This is a genomic window from Streptomyces sp. NPDC001594, from assembly GCF_042893675.1.
In the GTDB taxonomy this organism is placed as follows: Bacteria; Actinomycetota; Actinomycetes; order Streptomycetales; family Streptomycetaceae; genus Streptomyces.
The window spans coordinates 98938-115672 of record NZ_JBIAVB010000016.1 but is presented as its reverse complement, the minus strand read 5'-3'; the positions used below and the strand labels follow the sequence as shown (position 1 = coordinate 115672).

At 70.7% G+C, this 16735-nt stretch carries 18 protein-coding genes; 16 read left to right on the top strand and 2 right to left on the bottom strand.

Annotation, left to right across the window (positions count from 1 at the left end):
- Positions 1–12: 12 nt before the first annotated feature.
- Both ACFY0O_RS28865 and ACFY0O_RS28860 read right to left on the bottom strand, forming a co-directional pair.
- A complete protein-coding gene (locus ACFY0O_RS28865; protein WP_388952039.1) occupies positions 13–1662 on the bottom strand; it encodes an FAD-dependent oxidoreductase in 1650 nt (549 codons plus the stop codon).
- An 89-nt stretch (positions 1663–1751) separates the two neighbouring features.
- Complete coding sequence (locus ACFY0O_RS28860; RefSeq protein WP_358894520.1) at positions 1752–2024, bottom strand: UBP-type zinc finger domain-containing protein; 273 nt, start codon at positions 2022–2024, stop codon at positions 1752–1754.
- Between the two features lie 275 nt (positions 2025–2299).
- On the opposite strand from ACFY0O_RS28860, the gene ACFY0O_RS28855 reads away from it, so the two are divergent.
- From ACFY0O_RS28855 to ACFY0O_RS28780, 16 genes are all read left to right on the top strand, one after another.
- A complete protein-coding gene (locus tag ACFY0O_RS28855; RefSeq protein WP_388951862.1) occupies positions 2300–3124 on the top strand; it encodes a type 1 glutamine amidotransferase domain-containing protein in 825 nt (274 codons plus the stop codon).
- Between the two features lie 19 nt (positions 3125–3143).
- On the top strand, positions 3144–4790 hold the full coding sequence (locus ACFY0O_RS28850; protein ID WP_388951859.1) for a thiamine pyrophosphate-binding protein: 1647 nt from the start codon (positions 3144–3146) through the stop codon (positions 4788–4790).
- Positions 4791–4824: 34 nt separating this feature from the next.
- On the top strand, positions 4825–5256 hold the full coding sequence (locus ACFY0O_RS28845; protein WP_388951856.1) for a nuclear transport factor 2 family protein: 432 nt from the start codon (positions 4825–4827) through the stop codon (positions 5254–5256).
- Positions 5257–5269: 13 nt separating this feature from the next.
- The gene (locus ACFY0O_RS28840) at positions 5270–5725 is read left to right on the top strand and encodes a nuclear transport factor 2 family protein (RefSeq protein WP_358894516.1); all 456 of its coding nucleotides are present in this window, start codon (positions 5270–5272) and stop codon (positions 5723–5725) included.
- Between the two features lie 16 nt (positions 5726–5741).
- The gene (locus tag ACFY0O_RS28835; protein WP_388951854.1) at positions 5742–6113 is read left to right on the top strand and encodes a nuclear transport factor 2 family protein; all 372 of its coding nucleotides are present in this window, start codon (positions 5742–5744) and stop codon (positions 6111–6113) included.
- A 13-nt stretch (positions 6114–6126) separates the two neighbouring features.
- A complete protein-coding gene (locus tag ACFY0O_RS28830; protein WP_388951852.1) occupies positions 6127–7731 on the top strand; it encodes a GMC family oxidoreductase in 1605 nt (534 codons plus the stop codon).
- Positions 7724–8329 carry a DJ-1/PfpI family protein gene (locus tag ACFY0O_RS28825; protein ID WP_388951849.1) on the top strand — a complete coding sequence of 202 codons (606 nt, stop codon included), beginning with the start codon at positions 7724–7726 and terminating at the stop codon, positions 8327–8329. The genes ACFY0O_RS28830 and ACFY0O_RS28825 overlap by 8 nt, the downstream gene beginning before the upstream one ends.
- A gap of 23 nt (positions 8330–8352) precedes the next feature.
- On the top strand, positions 8353–8760 hold the full coding sequence (locus tag ACFY0O_RS28820) for a VOC family protein (protein ID WP_388951847.1): 408 nt from the start codon (positions 8353–8355) through the stop codon (positions 8758–8760).
- A 1-nt stretch (position 8761) separates the two neighbouring features.
- Positions 8762–10585 (top strand): AGE family epimerase/isomerase, encoded by a 1824-nt coding sequence (locus ACFY0O_RS28815; protein ID WP_388951845.1) that lies wholly within the window; start codon positions 8762–8764, stop codon positions 10583–10585.
- Positions 10586–10625: 40 nt separating this feature from the next.
- Positions 10626–10970, top strand: a complete 345-nt coding sequence (locus ACFY0O_RS28810) for an STAS domain-containing protein (RefSeq protein WP_358894510.1) — start codon at positions 10626–10628, stop codon at positions 10968–10970.
- On the top strand, positions 10967–13099 hold the full coding sequence (gene glgX / locus ACFY0O_RS28805) for a glycogen debranching protein GlgX (RefSeq protein WP_388951842.1): 2133 nt from the start codon (positions 10967–10969) through the stop codon (positions 13097–13099). The genes ACFY0O_RS28810 and glgX overlap by 4 nt, the downstream gene beginning before the upstream one ends.
- Positions 13100–13115: 16 nt before the next feature.
- A complete protein-coding gene (locus ACFY0O_RS28800; protein ID WP_358894508.1) occupies positions 13116–13427 on the top strand; it encodes an STAS domain-containing protein in 312 nt (103 codons plus the stop codon).
- Positions 13428–13459: 32 nt separating this feature from the next.
- Entirely contained in the window at positions 13460–13924 is a 465-nt protein-coding gene (locus ACFY0O_RS28795) for an ATP-binding protein (protein ID WP_388951839.1), read from the top strand.
- Positions 13906–15165 carry a PP2C family protein-serine/threonine phosphatase gene (locus ACFY0O_RS28790; protein WP_388951837.1) on the top strand — a complete coding sequence of 420 codons (1260 nt, stop codon included), beginning with the start codon at positions 13906–13908 and terminating at the stop codon, positions 15163–15165. The genes ACFY0O_RS28795 and ACFY0O_RS28790 overlap by 19 nt, the downstream gene beginning before the upstream one ends.
- Positions 15165–15911, top strand: coding sequence for an AAA family ATPase (locus tag ACFY0O_RS28785; protein WP_388951834.1), 747 nt, complete (start codon positions 15165–15167; stop codon positions 15909–15911). The genes ACFY0O_RS28790 and ACFY0O_RS28785 overlap by 1 nt, the downstream gene beginning before the upstream one ends.
- A gap of 70 nt (positions 15912–15981) precedes the next feature.
- Positions 15982–16722: a type 1 glutamine amidotransferase domain-containing protein gene (locus tag ACFY0O_RS28780; protein ID WP_358894504.1), complete on the top strand. Its 741-nt coding sequence runs from the start codon at positions 15982–15984 to the stop codon at positions 16720–16722.
- The last annotated feature ends 13 nt before the right edge of the window (positions 16723–16735 follow it).

Sequence of the window (16735 nt, the reverse complement as noted above, 5' to 3'; positions counted from 1 at the left end):
CCCTCGGCTCACTCAGCCCATCGAGCGGTAGCGGTGGATCAGCGAGACGGCCATCGCCCCCTCGCCCACGCCCGAGGCGACCCGCTTGACCGAGTGGGCCCGTACGTCGCCCGCCGCGAAGACCCCGGGGACGCTGGTCTCCAGCGGGTAGGGGGCGCGCTCCAGGCTCCACTCCGCCGGCAGCTCCCCGCCGTTGGCGATCAGGTCGGAGCCGGTGAGGACGAAGCCGTACTCGTCGCGCTCCACCACCCCCGACAGCCAGTCCGTGTGCGGGCGGGCCCCGATGAACGTGAACATGAACCGGGCCGGGACCTCCCGGTCCTCGCCGGTGTCCGCGTCGTGCAGGGTGATCCGCTCCAGGTGCTCCCCACCGTCCAGGGCGGTGACGGTCGTGCGGACCTTCACCTCGATGTTCGGGGTGCGCTCGACCTCGTCGATCAGGTAGCGGGACATGCTCGCGTCCAGGGAGGCCGCGCGGACCAGGATGGTCACCCGGGCCGCGTACTTGGCGAAGTGCACCGCCGCCTGCCCGGCCGAGTTGGCGCCGCCCACGATGAACACGTGCTGGGAGATGCACGCCGAGCTCTCCGTGGTCGCCGCTCCGTAGTACAGGCCCGCGCCCTCGAAGCGGTCCGCGCCGGGGGCCTCCAGGCGGTTGTACGAGACCCCGGTCGCCAGCAGCACCGTCTCCGCGCTGATCTCCGTGCCGTCCGCCAGGGTCAGGATCTTCGCCGGGTCGTCCCGGGTGAGGGAGACCACCTCCACCGGGTGCAGGATCTCGGCGCCGAAGCGGGAGGCCTGGATGGTGGCCCGGCGGGTCAGGTCCCCGCCGGAGAGGCCCGAGGGGAAGCCGAGGTAGTTCTCGATCAGGCTGGAGGTGCCGGCCTGCCCGCCCGGGGCGCGGGAGTCCAGCATCAGCGTGGACAGCCCCTCCGAGGCCGCGTACACCCCGGCCGCCAGGCCCGCCGGGCCGGCGCCGACGATCACGCACTCGTAGTGCGGGCGGGAGGCCGTCGTGGACAGGCCGAGCCGCCGGGCGAGTTCCGCGTCGGTCGGGGCCGAGAGCACCGAGCCGTCCGGGAAGCGCACCAGCGGCAGCGCCGCTCCCGCCTGGGCGTCGGCGATCACCGTCAGCGCCTCGGGGTCCCGTTCCACGTTCAGGAAGCGGAACGGCTGCCCGTTGCGGGTGAAGAAGTCGCGCACGGCGTGGGTGCCGGGGGAGACCAGGTGGCCCGCGACGATGATCCCGTCGTAGGCGGGGCGGTAGGTGGCCAGCCAGTCCGAGAGCAGGTCGTCCAGGACCGGGAAGAGCCGCTCGTGCGGCGGGTCCCAGGGCTTGAGCAGGTAGTAGTCCAGCCGGACCCGGTTGATGGCGGTGATGGCCGCGTCCGTCTCCGCGTAAGCCGTCAGCAGCACCCTGCGGGCGTCGGGGAACCGGCTGACCGCCTCCAGCAGGAACTCCACCCCGGTGACGTCGGGCATCCGCTGGTCGACGAGGAACAGCGCGGGGTCGTGGCCCCGCTCGTCGAGGGAGTCGAGGATCTTCAGGGCGTCGGCGGCGGAGGAGGCGCCCAGCACCCGGTAGCGGTCGCCGTACGCGCTGCGCAGGTCCCGGCGGACGGCCCGCAGCACCTGCGGGTCGTCGTCCACGGCCAGGATCACGGGCTTGCGGCTCTCGGCCCGTTCCGCGGGGGCGGCCGCCGTGCTCGCGGCCGGGGTCGCGGGGGAGGCGGGGCTCCCCTGGGCGGCGTTCACGCCGGCTCCAGCATCAGCTGGTCGGCGTAGCACCAGGCCCAGTCCTCACCGGGCTCGTGCGAGGCCGCGATCGGGTGGGCCGTCGCCCTGAAGTGGCGGGTGGCGTGCTTGTTCTTCGAGGAGTCGCAGCATCCGACGTGCCCGCAGCTCAGGCACATGCGCAGGTGCACCCAGACGTCCCCCAGGCGCAGGCACTCCTCACAGCCGTCCGCGGATGGCTTCACCGGACGTATCTGGTCGACGTGTGTGCACAACAGGTCCTTCGTCATCGTCCCCGTCCCTCTCCTCACGCACTCCTGACCCGGCGCGCCCGACCCTCACGGCGCGTCCAGACCATAAAACGGGGATCTTGAAATGGTTCAGCGATCCGGCCGAGGTCAGGAAGTCCGGCGCGTACTTCCTGACCTCCCCGGACTACTAGGTGAGGTGCCGCCACGACCTTGCCCGCTACCTCACGAAGTCGCAATCCGGCCCTTTGACGGGGGCTCCCGGCGCACGCAGTGTGGGGAACGCAAACGACAACAGGCCGCGCCTGGAGGAATCCGTGAGCAGAAAGATTCTGGTCATCGTCTCCGAACACGGTTACTGGTCCGAGGAACTGATCGGTCCCGTTTCGAAGTTCGACGAGCAGGGCTACGAGATCACATTCGCCACGCCGACCGGAAAGCGTGCGCACGCGCTTCCGCCGAGCCTCGACCCGCACTTCGTCGACCCTCCGCTCGGCCGCTCGGTCACCTCGGAGGAGAACGCCCGGCTGGGCCGGGAGTTCGAGCAGTCGAGCCGCCTCGACTCGCCCCTCGACATCGAGGCGTGGGTGCCGGAGCGCCCGTACACGAGCGACGGCGAGTACCTGCGCAAGCTGGAGCAGTACCACCGGGACCTGGAGAAGCTCGAAGCCGACATCGCCGGCTACGACGCGATCCTGATCGTCGGCGGCAGCGGGCCCATCGTCGACCTCGCCAACAACGAGCGGGTCCACGCCCTGATCCTGGCCTTCAAGAACGCCGGGAAGGTCGTCGCCGCCGAGTGCTACGGCGTCGCCTGCCTGGCCTTCGCCCGCGACTGGGGCGACCGCAAGAGCATCATCTGGGGCAAGCACGTCACCGGCCACTGCAAGGAGTACGACTACAAGGACGGCACCGGATTCCTCGGCACCGACTTCAACATGGGTCCGCCGCCGTACCCGCTGGAGTACATCCTGCGCGACGCGACCGGCCCGCGCGGCGCCTATCACGGGAATTTCGGCCACCCGCTGTCGGTGATAGTCGACTACCCCTTCGTCACCGGCCGTTCCACCCCCGACTCGTACCTCACGGGGCAGAAGATCGTGGAAGTCCTGGAGAACGGTCTCACCCGTTACGGGTGGTAGGGGAATGAGGGGGAGTCCGATGAATTCCGAAGCCACTCCCGGACGGGAAAGGCTGATCGAGCAGTTCAAGGCCGACGGCCTGACGGTGATGTTCGGAAATCCGGGAACGGTGGAACAGGGATTCCTCGACGCGGTCGACGCGGCGGCGGACTTCCGGTACGTCCTGGCCCTCCAGGAAACCGTGGCCGCCGGCATCGCCGACGGCTACGCCCGGGCCACCGGGGGTGCGGCGCTGCTCCAGCTGCACTCCGGGGTGGGGCTGGGCAACGGCATCGGCATGCTCTACCAGTCGCTGCGCGGCCACACCCCGCTGGTCGTGGTCGCCGGCGACGCCGGGGTGCGCTACGACGCCATGGACGCCCAGATGGCCTGCGACCTGGTGGCCATGGCCAAGCCCGTCACCAAGTACGCGACCCGGGTCACCGACCCCCGGTCCGTGCTGCGCACGATCCGGCGGGCCGTGAAGATCGCCCTCACCCCGCCGCGCGGCCCGGTGTTCGTGGCCCTGCCCATGGACGTGCTGGACGAGCTCAACTCCGAGCCCGTCCTGCCCGCCACCGTGCCGCTGACCGACGTGGCGCCCTCGCCGGCCTCGGTGGGCCGGGCGGCCGAGCTGCTCGCCTCCGCCGAACACCCGGTGGTCCTCGTCGGGGACGGGGTCGCGCTCTCCGGAGCCCAGGCCGAACTCGCCGCCGTCGCCGAGCTGCTGGGCGCCGACGTGTACGAGGTCGACTCCTCCGAGGTGAACATCGCGGCCTCGCACCCGCTGCGCCGCGGCCAGACCGGCCACATGTTCGGCCCGCACAGCAAGGAGCTGGTCGGCGGGGCCGACGGGGTGCTGATCGTCGGCACCTACGTCTTCCCCGAGGTGTTCCCCGAACTGGAGAACCCGTTCCGGCCCGGCGCCAAGGTCGTGCACATCGACCTGAACGCCTACGAGATCGCCAAGAACCACCCCGTCGACCTCGGGCTGGCCGCCGACCCGCGCCAGGCGCTGCGCGCGCTGGCCGGCGTCCTGGAACGGCGGCTGACCCCGGCGCGCCGGGCGGCGGCGGCCGCGCGGATCGACGTACGGACCCGGGAGCGGGCCCGCAGCGCCGGGCAGGCGTCACCTGACGACGACACGCCGATGGCCGTCTTCCTGCGGACCCTGGCCGAACGCACCCGCGGGGACCTGATCGTCTTCGACGAGGCGCTCACCACCTCCCCGCTGGTCACCCGGTACCTGCCGCCCGAACGCCCGGGCGACTACCACCTCACCCGGGGCGGCTCGCTGGGCGTGGGCTTCCCCGGAGCGGTCGGCGCCAAGCTGGCCCGCCCCGACCGGCTCGTCGTCGGCTTCGCGGGCGACGGCGGGTCCATGTACACCTACCAGGCGCTGTGGACGGCGGTCCGGCACGGGATCGACGCCAAGTTCGTGGTCTGCAACAACCGCAAGTACCGGCTGCTCGACGACAACATCGCCCAGTACTGGCGCGAACGGGACATCGCCGAGCACCCCTTCCCGGGCTCCTTCGACCTCTCCCGCCCCGAGATCGACTTCGCGGGGCTGGCCCGGGCGCTGGGCGCCGACGGGACCCGGGTGGAGAAGCCGGACGAGGCGGCGGCCGCCGTGGACCGGATGCTGGCCCACCCCGGCCCGTTCCTCGTCGACGTCCAGATCTGAACCGACCGGACCACACCGAACAGGAGGAGACCGCATGCCCGCCGAGCGGCTGACCGAGGACGCGATCCGCACCTTCGCCGAGAACTGGTACGTGGCCCTGGACCGCCACCTCCCGCTGGAGCAGGTCCTGGACCTCATCACCGAGGACCTGGAGTTCAAGGTCCCCGAGGACACCTTCCTCGGCCACCAGGGCTTCGGCCGCTGGTACGACGCCGTCACCCACCGCTTCTTCGACGAGGTGCACACGGTCACCAAGGTGGAGCCGGTCATCGAGGGGGACCGGGCGATCGTCCGCGTCCTCGTCAACTGGCAGGCCAAGATCTGGGACCCGCCGGCCGCCCGCAGCCAGTGGCTCGGCTTCGACGCCGACCAGACCTGGACCGTCGTGGCCGGCGCGGACGGCCCGCTGATCAAGCAGTACACCGTCAACGAACTGGCGCCGATGCCCGGTTCGGGCTCGCTCTGAGAGGGCCGCGGCGATGACCGAAGTGACCCGCGAGCGGGTCGAGGCCGCCTACCGCGCCCTCGGCTCCGGAGACCGCGCGCGCATCCTCGAGTACTACTCCGAGGACCTGCGCTGGCTGGTGCCCGGCAACCACCCGCTGGCCGGCTGGTACGAGAGCCTGGACGCCTTCCTGGAGCTGATGGGCCAGACCCACAAGCTCACCGGCGGCACCTTCCGCATGGAGCTGGAGGCCGTCCTCACCGGGGAGGACTGCAGCGCCGACGTCTGCCGCAACACCGCTCTGCGCGACGGCGCGGACCCGGCGGGCGGCTCCCCGTACGAGCGGATGGACTACCCGGTCTTCCACTTCATGAAGTGGCGCGACGGGCGGATCGTCGAGGGCCGCGACGGCCTCTTCGGGGACACGGCCAGTGCCTTCAGCCAGTTCTGGGCGCCCTTCGCGCCCGACGGCACCCGCAGGGACCGATAGGGGGGATGAACGACCGATGGACGCCCGAGAGATCCTCACCAAGTACTACGAGTACGCCAACGCCGGCGACTGGGACCGCTGGTGCGACCTGTTCGCCGAGGACCAGGTCATGGACGAGCAGCTCGCCGGACACATCGAGGGCCTGGAGACCCTGCGCTCGATGATGAAGGGCATGGGGGCCATGTACCGGGTCTTCCGCAACGAGCCCGTGCACTTCCTGGTCGACGGGGAGAAGGCGGCGGCCGTCTCCCACATCACCGCGGTCAGCCCCTCCGGGCAGACCATCGAGGCCGAGGTGATGAACTTCTTCCGCATCGTGGACGGCCGGATCGCCTACATGGCGAACTTCCACGACACCGTTCCCTTCCAGGCGCTGAGCCAGGACTGAGGGGACCGGACCCGTGGCCACAGAGCAGTACGACTACGTGATCGTCGGCTCCGGCACCGCCGGCAGCGTCCTCGCCCACCGCCTCTCCGCCGACCCGGACGTCTCCGTCCTGGTCCTGGAGGCCGGCGGCAACCGCATCCCGCCCGAGGTGGACGACCCGTCCTCCTGGTACAAGCTGCTCGGCGGCCCCGTCGACTGGGGCTACACCAGCGTCCCGCAGCCCGGCCTGGGCGGCCGGCGGACCTACGAGCCGCGCGGCAAGGCCCCCGGCGGCAGCAGCAACCTCTACATCATGATGCACATCCGGGGCCACGCCTCGGACTTCGACAACTGGGCCTACCAGGGCGCGGCCGGCTGGGCCTACGAGGACGTGCTCCCCTACTTCGCGCTCCTGGAGGACCAGGAGGACGCCACCGCCCCCACCACCGGCACCGGCGGCCCCCAGCGGGTCACCAACGCCGGCCGGCACGGCCCCAACCCGGTCTCCCGCGCCTTCATCGACGCCGCCGTCGAGCTCGGCCACCAGGAGATCGCCGACTTCAACACCGACGGCCCCCGCCGCGGCCTCTTCGGCACCGGCTGGCACCACATCGACGTGGCCGACGGCCGCCGCCAGGGCACCCTGGCCTCCTACCTGGAGCCGGCCCTCACCCGCCCCAACCTGACCCTGCGCACCCACGCGCAGACCACCCGGCTGCTGCTGGACGGGGACACCTGCACGGGCGTCGAGTACGTCCAGCTGCGGCCCCCGGCCGAGATCCCCGGCCGGACGGTACGCGACGGCCACAGCACCGCCGCGGCCCCCGGGCCGCACACCGTACGGGCCCGCCGCGAGGTGATCGTGGCCGCCGGGGCGATCGAGTCCCCGAAGCTGCTGCTGCTCTCCGGCATCGGCCACCCCGAGCAGCTGCGCGAGCACGGCATCGAGGTCACCGCCGCCCTGCCCGGGGTCGGCGAGAACTTCCACAACCACGTCCTGACCGGGCTGATGGCCGAGGTCACCCAGGAACTCCCGGCGCCGGCGCAGAACCTCTCGGAGAGCGCGCTGTTCCTGTCCTCCCGGCCCGGACTGCCCGCCCCGGACCTGCAGATCGCCTTCGTCCACGTCCCCTTCGACGTGATCGTCGGCCGGAACCACCCCAACACGGTGTCCATCCTCCCCGGCGTCGTCCGCCCGGTCTCGCGCGGCTCGATCCGCCTGGCGAGCGCGGACCCGCTCGCCCACCCGCTGATCGACCCGAACTACCTGGGTGACCGCTGGGACCTGGAGCGCATGGTCCAGGGCGTCAAGGTCGCCCGGGAGATCTTCGCCACCTCCGCCTTCTCGCCCTGGTACAAGCAGGAGCTCCAGCCGGGGCCCGGCGCCGTCACCGACGAGGAGCTGCGGACCTTCGTCCGGCAGAAGGCGGAGAGCTACCACCACCAGGCCGGCTCCTGCCGCATGGGCGTCGACGACCTCGCCGTGGTCGACCCCGAGCTGCGGGTGCACGGAGTACGGAACCTGCGCGTCGTCGACGCCAGCGTCATGCCCGCCGTCCCGTCGGGCAACTGCCACACCGCCATCGCGATGATCGCCGAGCGCGCGGCGGACTTCCTGAGGGGGGTGTCCCGTGCCTGACGCCGTACTGCGCGAGGGCGCGCTGAGCGGGACCCGGATCGCGGTCCTGGTCGAGAGCGACTTCTACGAGCCGGAGATCTTCTACTACCAGCGCCGGTTCGCGGAGGAGGGCGCCGAGGTCGACTTCCTGACCCGGCTGTGGGGCAACGGCTCCATCACCTTCTCCGGGCACGAGTACCGGGCGCCGTTCACCGCCGACAAGTCCCTGGAGGGGCTGGGCGACGAGGAACTGCGCCGCTACGCCGCCGTCATCGTGCCCTCCGGCATGGTGGCCGACCGGCTGCGCTACACCGAGGACGTGGACGTGCTGGCGCCCGCGACCGAGTTCCTGCGCCGGGCCTTCGAGGAGCCGACCGTCCTCAAGGGGATCATCTGCCACGGCATGTGGCTGGCCTCCTCCATCCCGGACAAGGTCCGCGGCCGCAAGGTGGTCTGCCACAACAACCTCATCGGCGACGTCCGCAACATGGGCGCCGAGTACGTCGACGAGGACGTGGTGGTCGACGGCGACCTGGTCACCGGCCGCACCGGCGCCCACCACCACCTCTTCGCCCGCCGGATCATCGAGCTGATCGCCGCGGGCCGGGGGAACCGGTGACGGGGCGGATGGTCTGGTCGCACGTGGGACTCAACTGCGCCGACCAGAAGAGCACCGAGGAGTTCTACACCCGGTACTTCGGCTTCAGCCGGGCCCGGGTGGTCGACCTCGGGGAGGCCCGGATCGTGTTCCTGCGCAAGGGGGACGCGTACCTGGAACTCTTCGAGTCGCCGGTGGGCCCGGCCGGCCCGGCCCACGACGACGGACCGCCGGCCCCCGGCCGGATCCGGCACCTGGCCTTCCAGACGGACGACGTCGACGCGTTCCTCGCCGAACTGGGCGACGCGGCCGACGTGACCCTGGGGCCGCTGGACTTCGACGACTTCATCTGCGGCTGGCGGACCGTGTGGGTCCGCGATCCCGACGGGGTGATCGTCGAGGTCAGTCAGGGATTCGAGGACGACCGCTCACACGACAAGGACGGTGCATGACATGGCGGGCACGCCCGGTTTCTCCTTCTCCGACACGATCGCGGGCTACGTCGTCCGCTTCGACTCCGCGACGCGGACACTGCGCCTGCGGACCGCCGACGACCGGGAGTTCGACGTCTCGCTCGCCTCGGGTCCCAGCGCCGAACTGGTGCGCAACCTGGACGAGCCGTACGTCGACGCCTCCGGGCACGTCGACGAGATGCTCTCGGCCGGCCGGTTCCTCTTCGCCTACGGGGTCCACTACCCCGAGCAGGGCGGGCGCTTCGACGCCAAGCGGCTGGTGTTCCTGGGCCGCAGCGCCGAGGACTTCCGCTTCGAGGAGGCCGGCTGGTGGGTGAAGCAGATCGAGTCCCTCGCCGACTTCTACAAGCGCGCCCAGTTCGGTGACGGGCCGGTGGACTTCGACCAGTACCGCACCGAGATCCGGCTCGGCGGCGACAAGACCGCCAGCCACGTCCAGGAGACCGACACCATCTCCCGCCTGGTCTACGGCATGGCCTCGGCCTACCTGCTGACCGGCAAGGACGAGTACCTGGAGATCGCCGAGCGCGGCACCGAGTACCTGCGCAAGCACATGCGGGTCGTCGACAGCGAGGAAGACGTCGTCTACTGGTACCACGGCATCAGCGTCGACGGGGACAGCGAACGCAAGCTGTTCACCTCGGAGTTCTCCGACGACTACGACGCGATCCCGATGTACGAGCAGATCTACGCCCTGGCCGGCCCGATCCAGACCTACCGGGTCACCGGCGACGTCCGGATCAAGAACGACGCCGACGCCACCATCCGGCTGTTCGACAAGTTCTTCCACGACCCGGAGCAGGGCGGATACTTCTCGCACATCGACCCGATCCTCTTCAGCCCCGACCACGAGTCCCTCGGCGAGAACGCCGAACGCAAGAACTGGAACTCGGTCGGCGACCACGCGCCCGCGTACCTGATCAACCTGTACCTGGCGACCGGCGACCAGAAGTACGCCGACTTCCTCGAGTACACCTTCGACACCATCGCGGACAAGTTCCCGGACTACAAGAACAGCCCGTTCGTCCAGGAACGCTTCTTCCGCGACTGGTCCCACGACACCGCGCACAGCTGGCAGCAGAACCGTGCGGTCGTCGGGCACAACCTGAAGATCGCCTGGAACCTGATGCGGATGAACTCGCTGAAGGCCAAGCCCGCCTACCAGGAGCTCGCCCGCAAGATCGGCGAGATCATGCCGGCCGTCGGCAGCGACCGGCAGCGCGGCGGCTGGTACGACGTCGTGGAGCGCGTGAAGGACGGGGACCAGGAGACGTACCGTTTCGCCTGGCACGACCGCAAGGCCTGGTGGCAGCAGGAGCAGGCGATCCTCGCCTACCTCATCCTGCACGGCACCGTCGGCGGCGAGGCGAACCTGCGCGAGGCCCGCCAGGCGCAGGCCTTCTACAACACCTTCTTCCTCGACCACGACGAGGGAGCCGTGTACTTCAACGTGCTCGCCAGCGGCACGCCGTACCTGCTCGGCACCGAGCGGCTCAAGGGCAGCCACTCGATGTCCATGTACCACTCGGCGGAGCTGTGCTACCTCGCCGCCGTCTACAACAACCTGCTCATCAACGGCCGGGAGATGGACTTCCACTTCCAGCCCGACCCGGCCGACCTGCCGGGCCGGACCCTGCGCGTCTCGCCCGACCTGCTGCCCGCGGGCTCGGTGCGGATCGCGTCCGTGGAGATCGACGAGAAGCCGTACGAGGAGTTCGACGCGGACGAGCTGACCGTCCACCTCCCCGACGTCCAGGGGCGGGTCAAGGTCAAGGTCCGGCTCCGGCCGGTGGCCCAGAAGTAATGCCCAACGGGGGGCGCCCCAACCAGAGGGGAAGCACGACATGAGCCTGAACCTGAAGGAACGCCGGAACAAGACGGGCACCGTGCTCGTCGCCACCGGCGAGATCAACAGCGAGACCTCCGGCACCCTGCTGGAGACCCTGCTGCCGCTCGTCCGCGAGGACCGGCCGCTGCGCATCGACCTGACCGCCGTCACCTACGTCTCCAGCGCCGGCCTGCGCACCCTGCTGGTCGTCTACCGCGAGGCCCAGCACGCCGGCGTCGCCGTCACCCTGTACGGGGTGAGCGAGGAAGTCCGGTTCGTCATGTCGGCCACCGGATTCCTCGACTTCTTCTCCACCGGCGAGGCCGCGGCCGCCGCCGGCCGGGCCAAGGCCGTGCGATGAGCGAGGCCCGCTCCGAACGAGTGCTGCGCGTGGACGCGTACCCGACCCACGAGGTGGGCGGGTACCGCGTCCGCGCGGGCAAGCCGTTCCCCTTCGGGGCCAACGTGGTCCCCGGCGGGGTCAGCTTCTCCGTCTTCTCCGACCAGGCCACCTCCATGACCCTGGTCCTCTACAAGCGCGGAGAGCCCGAGCCGATGGCCGAGCTGGAATTCCCCGAGGAGTTCCGCACCGGCAGCGTCTTCTCCATGACGGTCTTCGGCCTCGACCACGAGAACATCGAGTACGGCTACCGGGCCGACGGCCCCTACGACCCGGTCACCGGACACCGCTTCGACGCCCGCCAGGTCCTCTCCGACCCCTACGCCCGGCTGATCGCCGGCCGCGACGTGTGGGGCGTGGAGCCGGACCGCAGCCGCGGCTACCAGTACCGCTCGCGGGTCTGCCTCCAGGACTTCGACTGGGGCGACGACACCCCGCTGGGGATCCCCGCCGAGGACCTCGTCGTGTACGAGGCCCACGTGCGCGGCTTCACCCGGCACCCCTCCTCGCAGGTCACCGCCCCCGGCACCTTCGCGGGGCTGCGGGAGAAGATCCCGTACCTCAAGGAGCTCGGGGTCAACTGCGTCGAGCTGCTGCCCGTCTTCGAGTTCGACGAGAGCGACAACCCGCGCAGCAATCCGGAGACCGGGGAGAAGCTCTACGACTACTGGGGCTACAACACCGTCTCCTTCTTCGCGCCCAAGGCCGGCTACGCGGCCACCGGACGCTACGGGATGCAGGGCGACGAGTTCCGCACCCTGATCAAGGACCTGCACGCGGCCGGCATCGAGGTCATCCTCGACGTCGTCTTCAACCACACCGCCGAGGGCAACGAGCAGGGCCCCACCATCTCCTTCAAGGGGCTCGACAACGCCACGTACTACATGCTCACGCCCGAGGGGTACTACTTCAACTTCAGCGGCACCGGCAACACGGTCAACTGCAACCACCCCGTCGTGCGCAACTACGTGCTCGACTGCCTGCGCCACTGGGTCGCCGACTACCACGTCGACGGCTTCCGCTTCGACCTCGCGGCCATCCTCGGCCGGGACCTGGACGGCACCCCGCTGCCCAACCCGCCGCTGCTGGAGATGCTCGCCTTCGACCCCGTCCTGCGGCACACCAAGCTCATCGCCGAGGCCTGGGACGCCGGCGGCCTCTACGAGGTCGGCAACTTCCCGGCCTACGGCCGCTGGGCCGAGTGGAACGGCAAGTACCGCGACACCGTCCGCCGCTTCCTCAAGGGCGACCCGGGGGTCACCGGCGAGCTGGCCACCCGGATCGCGGGCTCGCCCGACCTCTACTCCAGCCGCGGCACCACCGCCTCCGTCAACTTCCTGACGGCCCACGACGGCTTCACCCTGGCCGACCTGGTCTCGTACAACGACAAGCACAACGAGGCCAACGGCGAGGGCAACAACGACGGGGCCAACGACAACAACAGCTGGAACTGCGGGGCCGAGGGCCCCACGGACGATCCCGAGGTCAACGCCCTGCGGCTGCGGCAGATGAAGAACGCCATGGCCATCCTCCTCACCAGCCAGGGCATCCCGATGCTGCTGTCCGGGGACGAGGTCGCCCGCACCCAGCAGGGCAACAACAACACCTACTGCCAGGACAACGAGCTGTCCTGGTTCGACTGGGACCAGGTCGACGACAGCGCCGAACTGCTCCGCTTCACCCGCGAGATGATCGCCTTCCGGGGCCGCCACCGCGAGCTGCGCTCCACCACCCACGCCACCGGCAAGCTCCGCGACGGCCTGGGGCTGCCGGACATCAGCTGGCACGGAGAGCGGGCCTGGCAGCCCGACTGGTCGCCGGAGAGCCGCCTGATCGCGGTGGCCCGCTGCGGCACCGCCGACGAGGACGTGGTGTACGTCGCCATGAACTCGCACTGGGAGGCGCACGACCTGGAACTGCCCGCCCTGCCCCACGGCCGCAGCTGGCACCTGTTCGCCGACACCGGTGCGGAGGCCCCGTACGACATCCGCACGCCGGGCACGGAGCAGGAGCTCGACAACGCCGGCAAGTACCTGATCGGCCCGCGCTCGGTCGTGATCCTGGTCGGCCGCGCCAACGACCCCGAGTGACCGAAGGAGACCTGACATGCCGCTTTCCGTGTCCCTGAGCATCGAGGGCGACACCACCGTGATCGAACTGGCGGGCGAGCTGGACGCCAAGACCGCACCGGACTTCCACCAGACCATCGAGAAGGCCGCCGGTCACGGCACCAGCACCGTCGAGATCCGGATGGCGGGCGTCGGCTACATGGCCAGCGCCGGGCTGCGCTCCCTGGTCTTCGCCCAGCAGAAGGTGGCGGACCACGTCACCATCAGGGTGGTCGGCGCCATCGAGCCCGTCTCACGGACCATCCGCACGGCCGGACTCGACCGCAGCATCCAGCTCTCCGATGACTGAGTCGCCGACGACCGTGCGGGGCGCCCGGGCCGGTGGGTGACGTGGTCGAACTGGCGAGGAAGCCCGCCGTACTGGAGGTGCCCGCGACGCTGGGGGCACTGGGCGAGATCGCCGCGTTCGTCCTGCGGCTCGCCGCCCGGGCCCGCCTCGGCACCGGGGCGACCTACCGGATCCGGCTGGCCGTCGACGAACTGGCCACCAACATCGTGATGCACGGGTACCGGGGCGGCGAGGGACGGATCACCGTCCTGGGCCGCTCCGGGCCCGACGGGGTGCGGATCACCATCGAGGACGCCGCCCCCGCGTTCGACCCCGTCGCGGGCCGCCTGCCGCCGGATCCCGGGGTCCCCCCGGAGCGGCGGCGGGTCGGCGGCCTCGGCATCCACCTGGCCCTGACCAGTGTGGATTCGTACACCTATGCCCGCCGGGACGGCCGCAACATCAGCACGCTGACCGTCAAGGCCGAGGGGACGGACGCATGCCCTCCACAACCGTGATCATCCTCGACGTGGAACCGCTGCCGCCGGCCGAACTGCTCGAATCGCTCCGGCTGATGGACGCGGAACTCGTCACCCCGAACCTCTCGCACCTGCTGCGCGGCAGCCTGGACGCGCTGCCCGTCGGGGACGTGCTGCTCGTCCCCGCCGAAGCCGACGCCGACACCGTGCGCTCGGTCGTGCGCCGGCTGCGCCGCTGGGCCGGGGCCCCGATCGTGGTCGCCTGGACCGTGGGGGACTTCGCCGCCCTGGAGCGGCACGTCCGCCTGGGCCACGACTACCTCGTCCCACCCTTCCTGCCCGCCCTCGTCGGAGCCCGGCTGACCAGCTGCACGGAACGGGCCGGGCTCGGCCGTACCGTGCAGGAGGCCGACGCCCGCGCCGAACTCATGGGCTACGAGAAGGAACTGGAGATCGGCCGGGAGATCCAGGCCGGCTTCCTGCCCGAATCGCTGCCCGTCCCCGCCGGCTGGGAGATCGACGTCCGCTTCCGGCCGGCCCGGCAGGTCGCCGGGGACTTCTACGACGTCTTCGAGCTCTCCCGGGGCCGCAGACTGGCCCTCGTGGTCGCCGACGTCTGCGACAAGGGGGTGGGTGCCGCCCTCTTCATGGCGCTCATCCGCTCCCTGCTGCGGCACACCGCCGAGAACAGCGGCCTGCAGCACCTGATGGCCGCCGGCCGCACCGGCGGCAGCCGACGCACCCCGGTGGTCGGCGCCACGCCGCTGCTCAACGCGGTCACCGCCACCAACGGCTACCTCACCCGCAACCACCTCAGGCAGGGGTACTTCGCCACTCTCTTCTTCGGCGTCCTGGACCCCCGCACCGGCAGCCTCGTCTACGTCAACGGCGGCCACAACCCGCCGCTGCTGCTCTCCGGCGACGGCTCCGGAACCCGGGCCCTGGAGGTCACGGGACCGGCGGTCGGGGTCCTGCCCGACTGCGTCTACACCCTCGGCTACGCCCAGCTGGATCCGGGCGACACCCTTTTCGTGTTCACCGACGGAGTGCCCGAGGCGCGCTGCCCCGAAGGCTACTTCCTCGGTGACGACAGGATGCTCGAACTGCTCGCCGGCCCCCCGGCGAACGGCCGGGACCTGGTCGACCTGATGGACCGGGCGGTGCGCGAGCACACCGGCACCGCCGAACAGCACGACGACGTCACCATGCTGGCCCTGCACCGGCCACGTGCGGCGCGGGGGCCGCATGCGGACGGCACGGCGTACCGGGTGGTGGCGTGATGACCCGGACCATCGTGGTGCACTCGCACCGCGGCGGCACCGGCAAGTCCTCGGTGCTGGCCAACCTGGCGCTGCTGCTGGCGGCCGCCGGACGGCGGGTCGGGGTGGTGGACACGGACCTCCAGTCGCCCACCCTGGACCTGTTGTTCGGCGTCGCACCCGGCACCGGCTCGCTGGCCGACTACCTGCTCGGCCGCTGCGAGATCGAGGCCGCCGCCCGGCGGACCTCGGTGCCCGGCCTGTACGTCGTACCGGCCCGGACCGGGACGGCGGCCCTGCGGGAGCTGATGGCCACCGGGTACGACGTGGGACTGCTCCCGGAGGGCTTCGAGCGGCTGGCGCGCAGCCACGCGCTGGACGTCCTGCTGCTCGACACGCACGCCGGGCTCAACAACGAGTCGGTGACCGCCATGGGCAGCGCCGACGTCGTCCTGATCATGACGAGGGCCGACCGGATCGACCTCTCCGGGGTCGAGGAGACCATCGCCCTCGCCGGGCGGCTGGCCTGCCGGCGCGCCCTGGTCCTGAGCATGGCGCCCGCGGGCGTCGACCACGAAGCCGTCCGCCGGCGCGCCGAGGAGGTATACGGCACCCCCCTGGCCGGAATCCTCCCGTACGTACCGGAAATGGCGGCCCTGTACGGCGAACGCATATTCGCCGAAGCGTTCCCCGACCACCCCCTGGTCGGTGAATTCCGCACGATCCTCACGGCGTTGGACGCACGTGACGAAGTATCGCGTGCCTGACGTCACCCCCTTACGCCCCTCCTCCGGTGGCGTGTTGAATCGGCACCGAATCCAGAACAAGGAGAGAATCATGAGGATTCTCGTCGTCTTGACGGCAAAGGCCACCCTCCACCTCCTGGACGGGGAGCAGCACCCCTCGGGCTTCTGGGCCGAGGAATTCGTGGTCCCCTACACCCTCTTCCAGGCCGCCGGCCACACCGTCGACGTGGCGACGATCGGGGGCGCCACCCCCACGGTCGACCAGACCAGCATCGACCCCCAGTTCCTGCGGTACGTGCGCCCGGCGGGCTCGGCCGACGAGGACGCCGCCAACGCGGCCGAGTACGTCCGCGTCATCGAGTCCGCCCCCCAGTTGCGCAGCCCGCTCGCCATCGAGTCCCTCGGCGAGAAGGACGTCGCCGGGTACGACGCCCTCTACATCAGCGGCGGCCACGGGGCCATCGGCGACCTGCCCAAGTCCGACGAACTGGCGCAGGTGCTGCGCTGGGCCATCGCGCAGGACAAGCCGATCGCCACCGTCTGCCACGGCCACACCTCCCTCCTCGCCCTGCGCGACGGAGAGGGCCGCTGGCCCTTCGAGGGGTACCGGATGACGGCGTTCTCCCACGAGGAGGAACTGGTCACCAACATGGCCGGCCGGCTCCCGCTGATCCTGGAGGCCGAGCTGACCAGACTCGGCGCCCGCTACGAGAAGGCCGACGCCATCTGGGACTCCCACGTCGTCGTCGACCGCAAGCTCACCACCGGCCAGAACCCCTATTCGTCCAAGGCCCTCGCCGAGACGTTTCTGCGACAGCTCGAAGAGGTGTAGGGCCTTTCCCCGC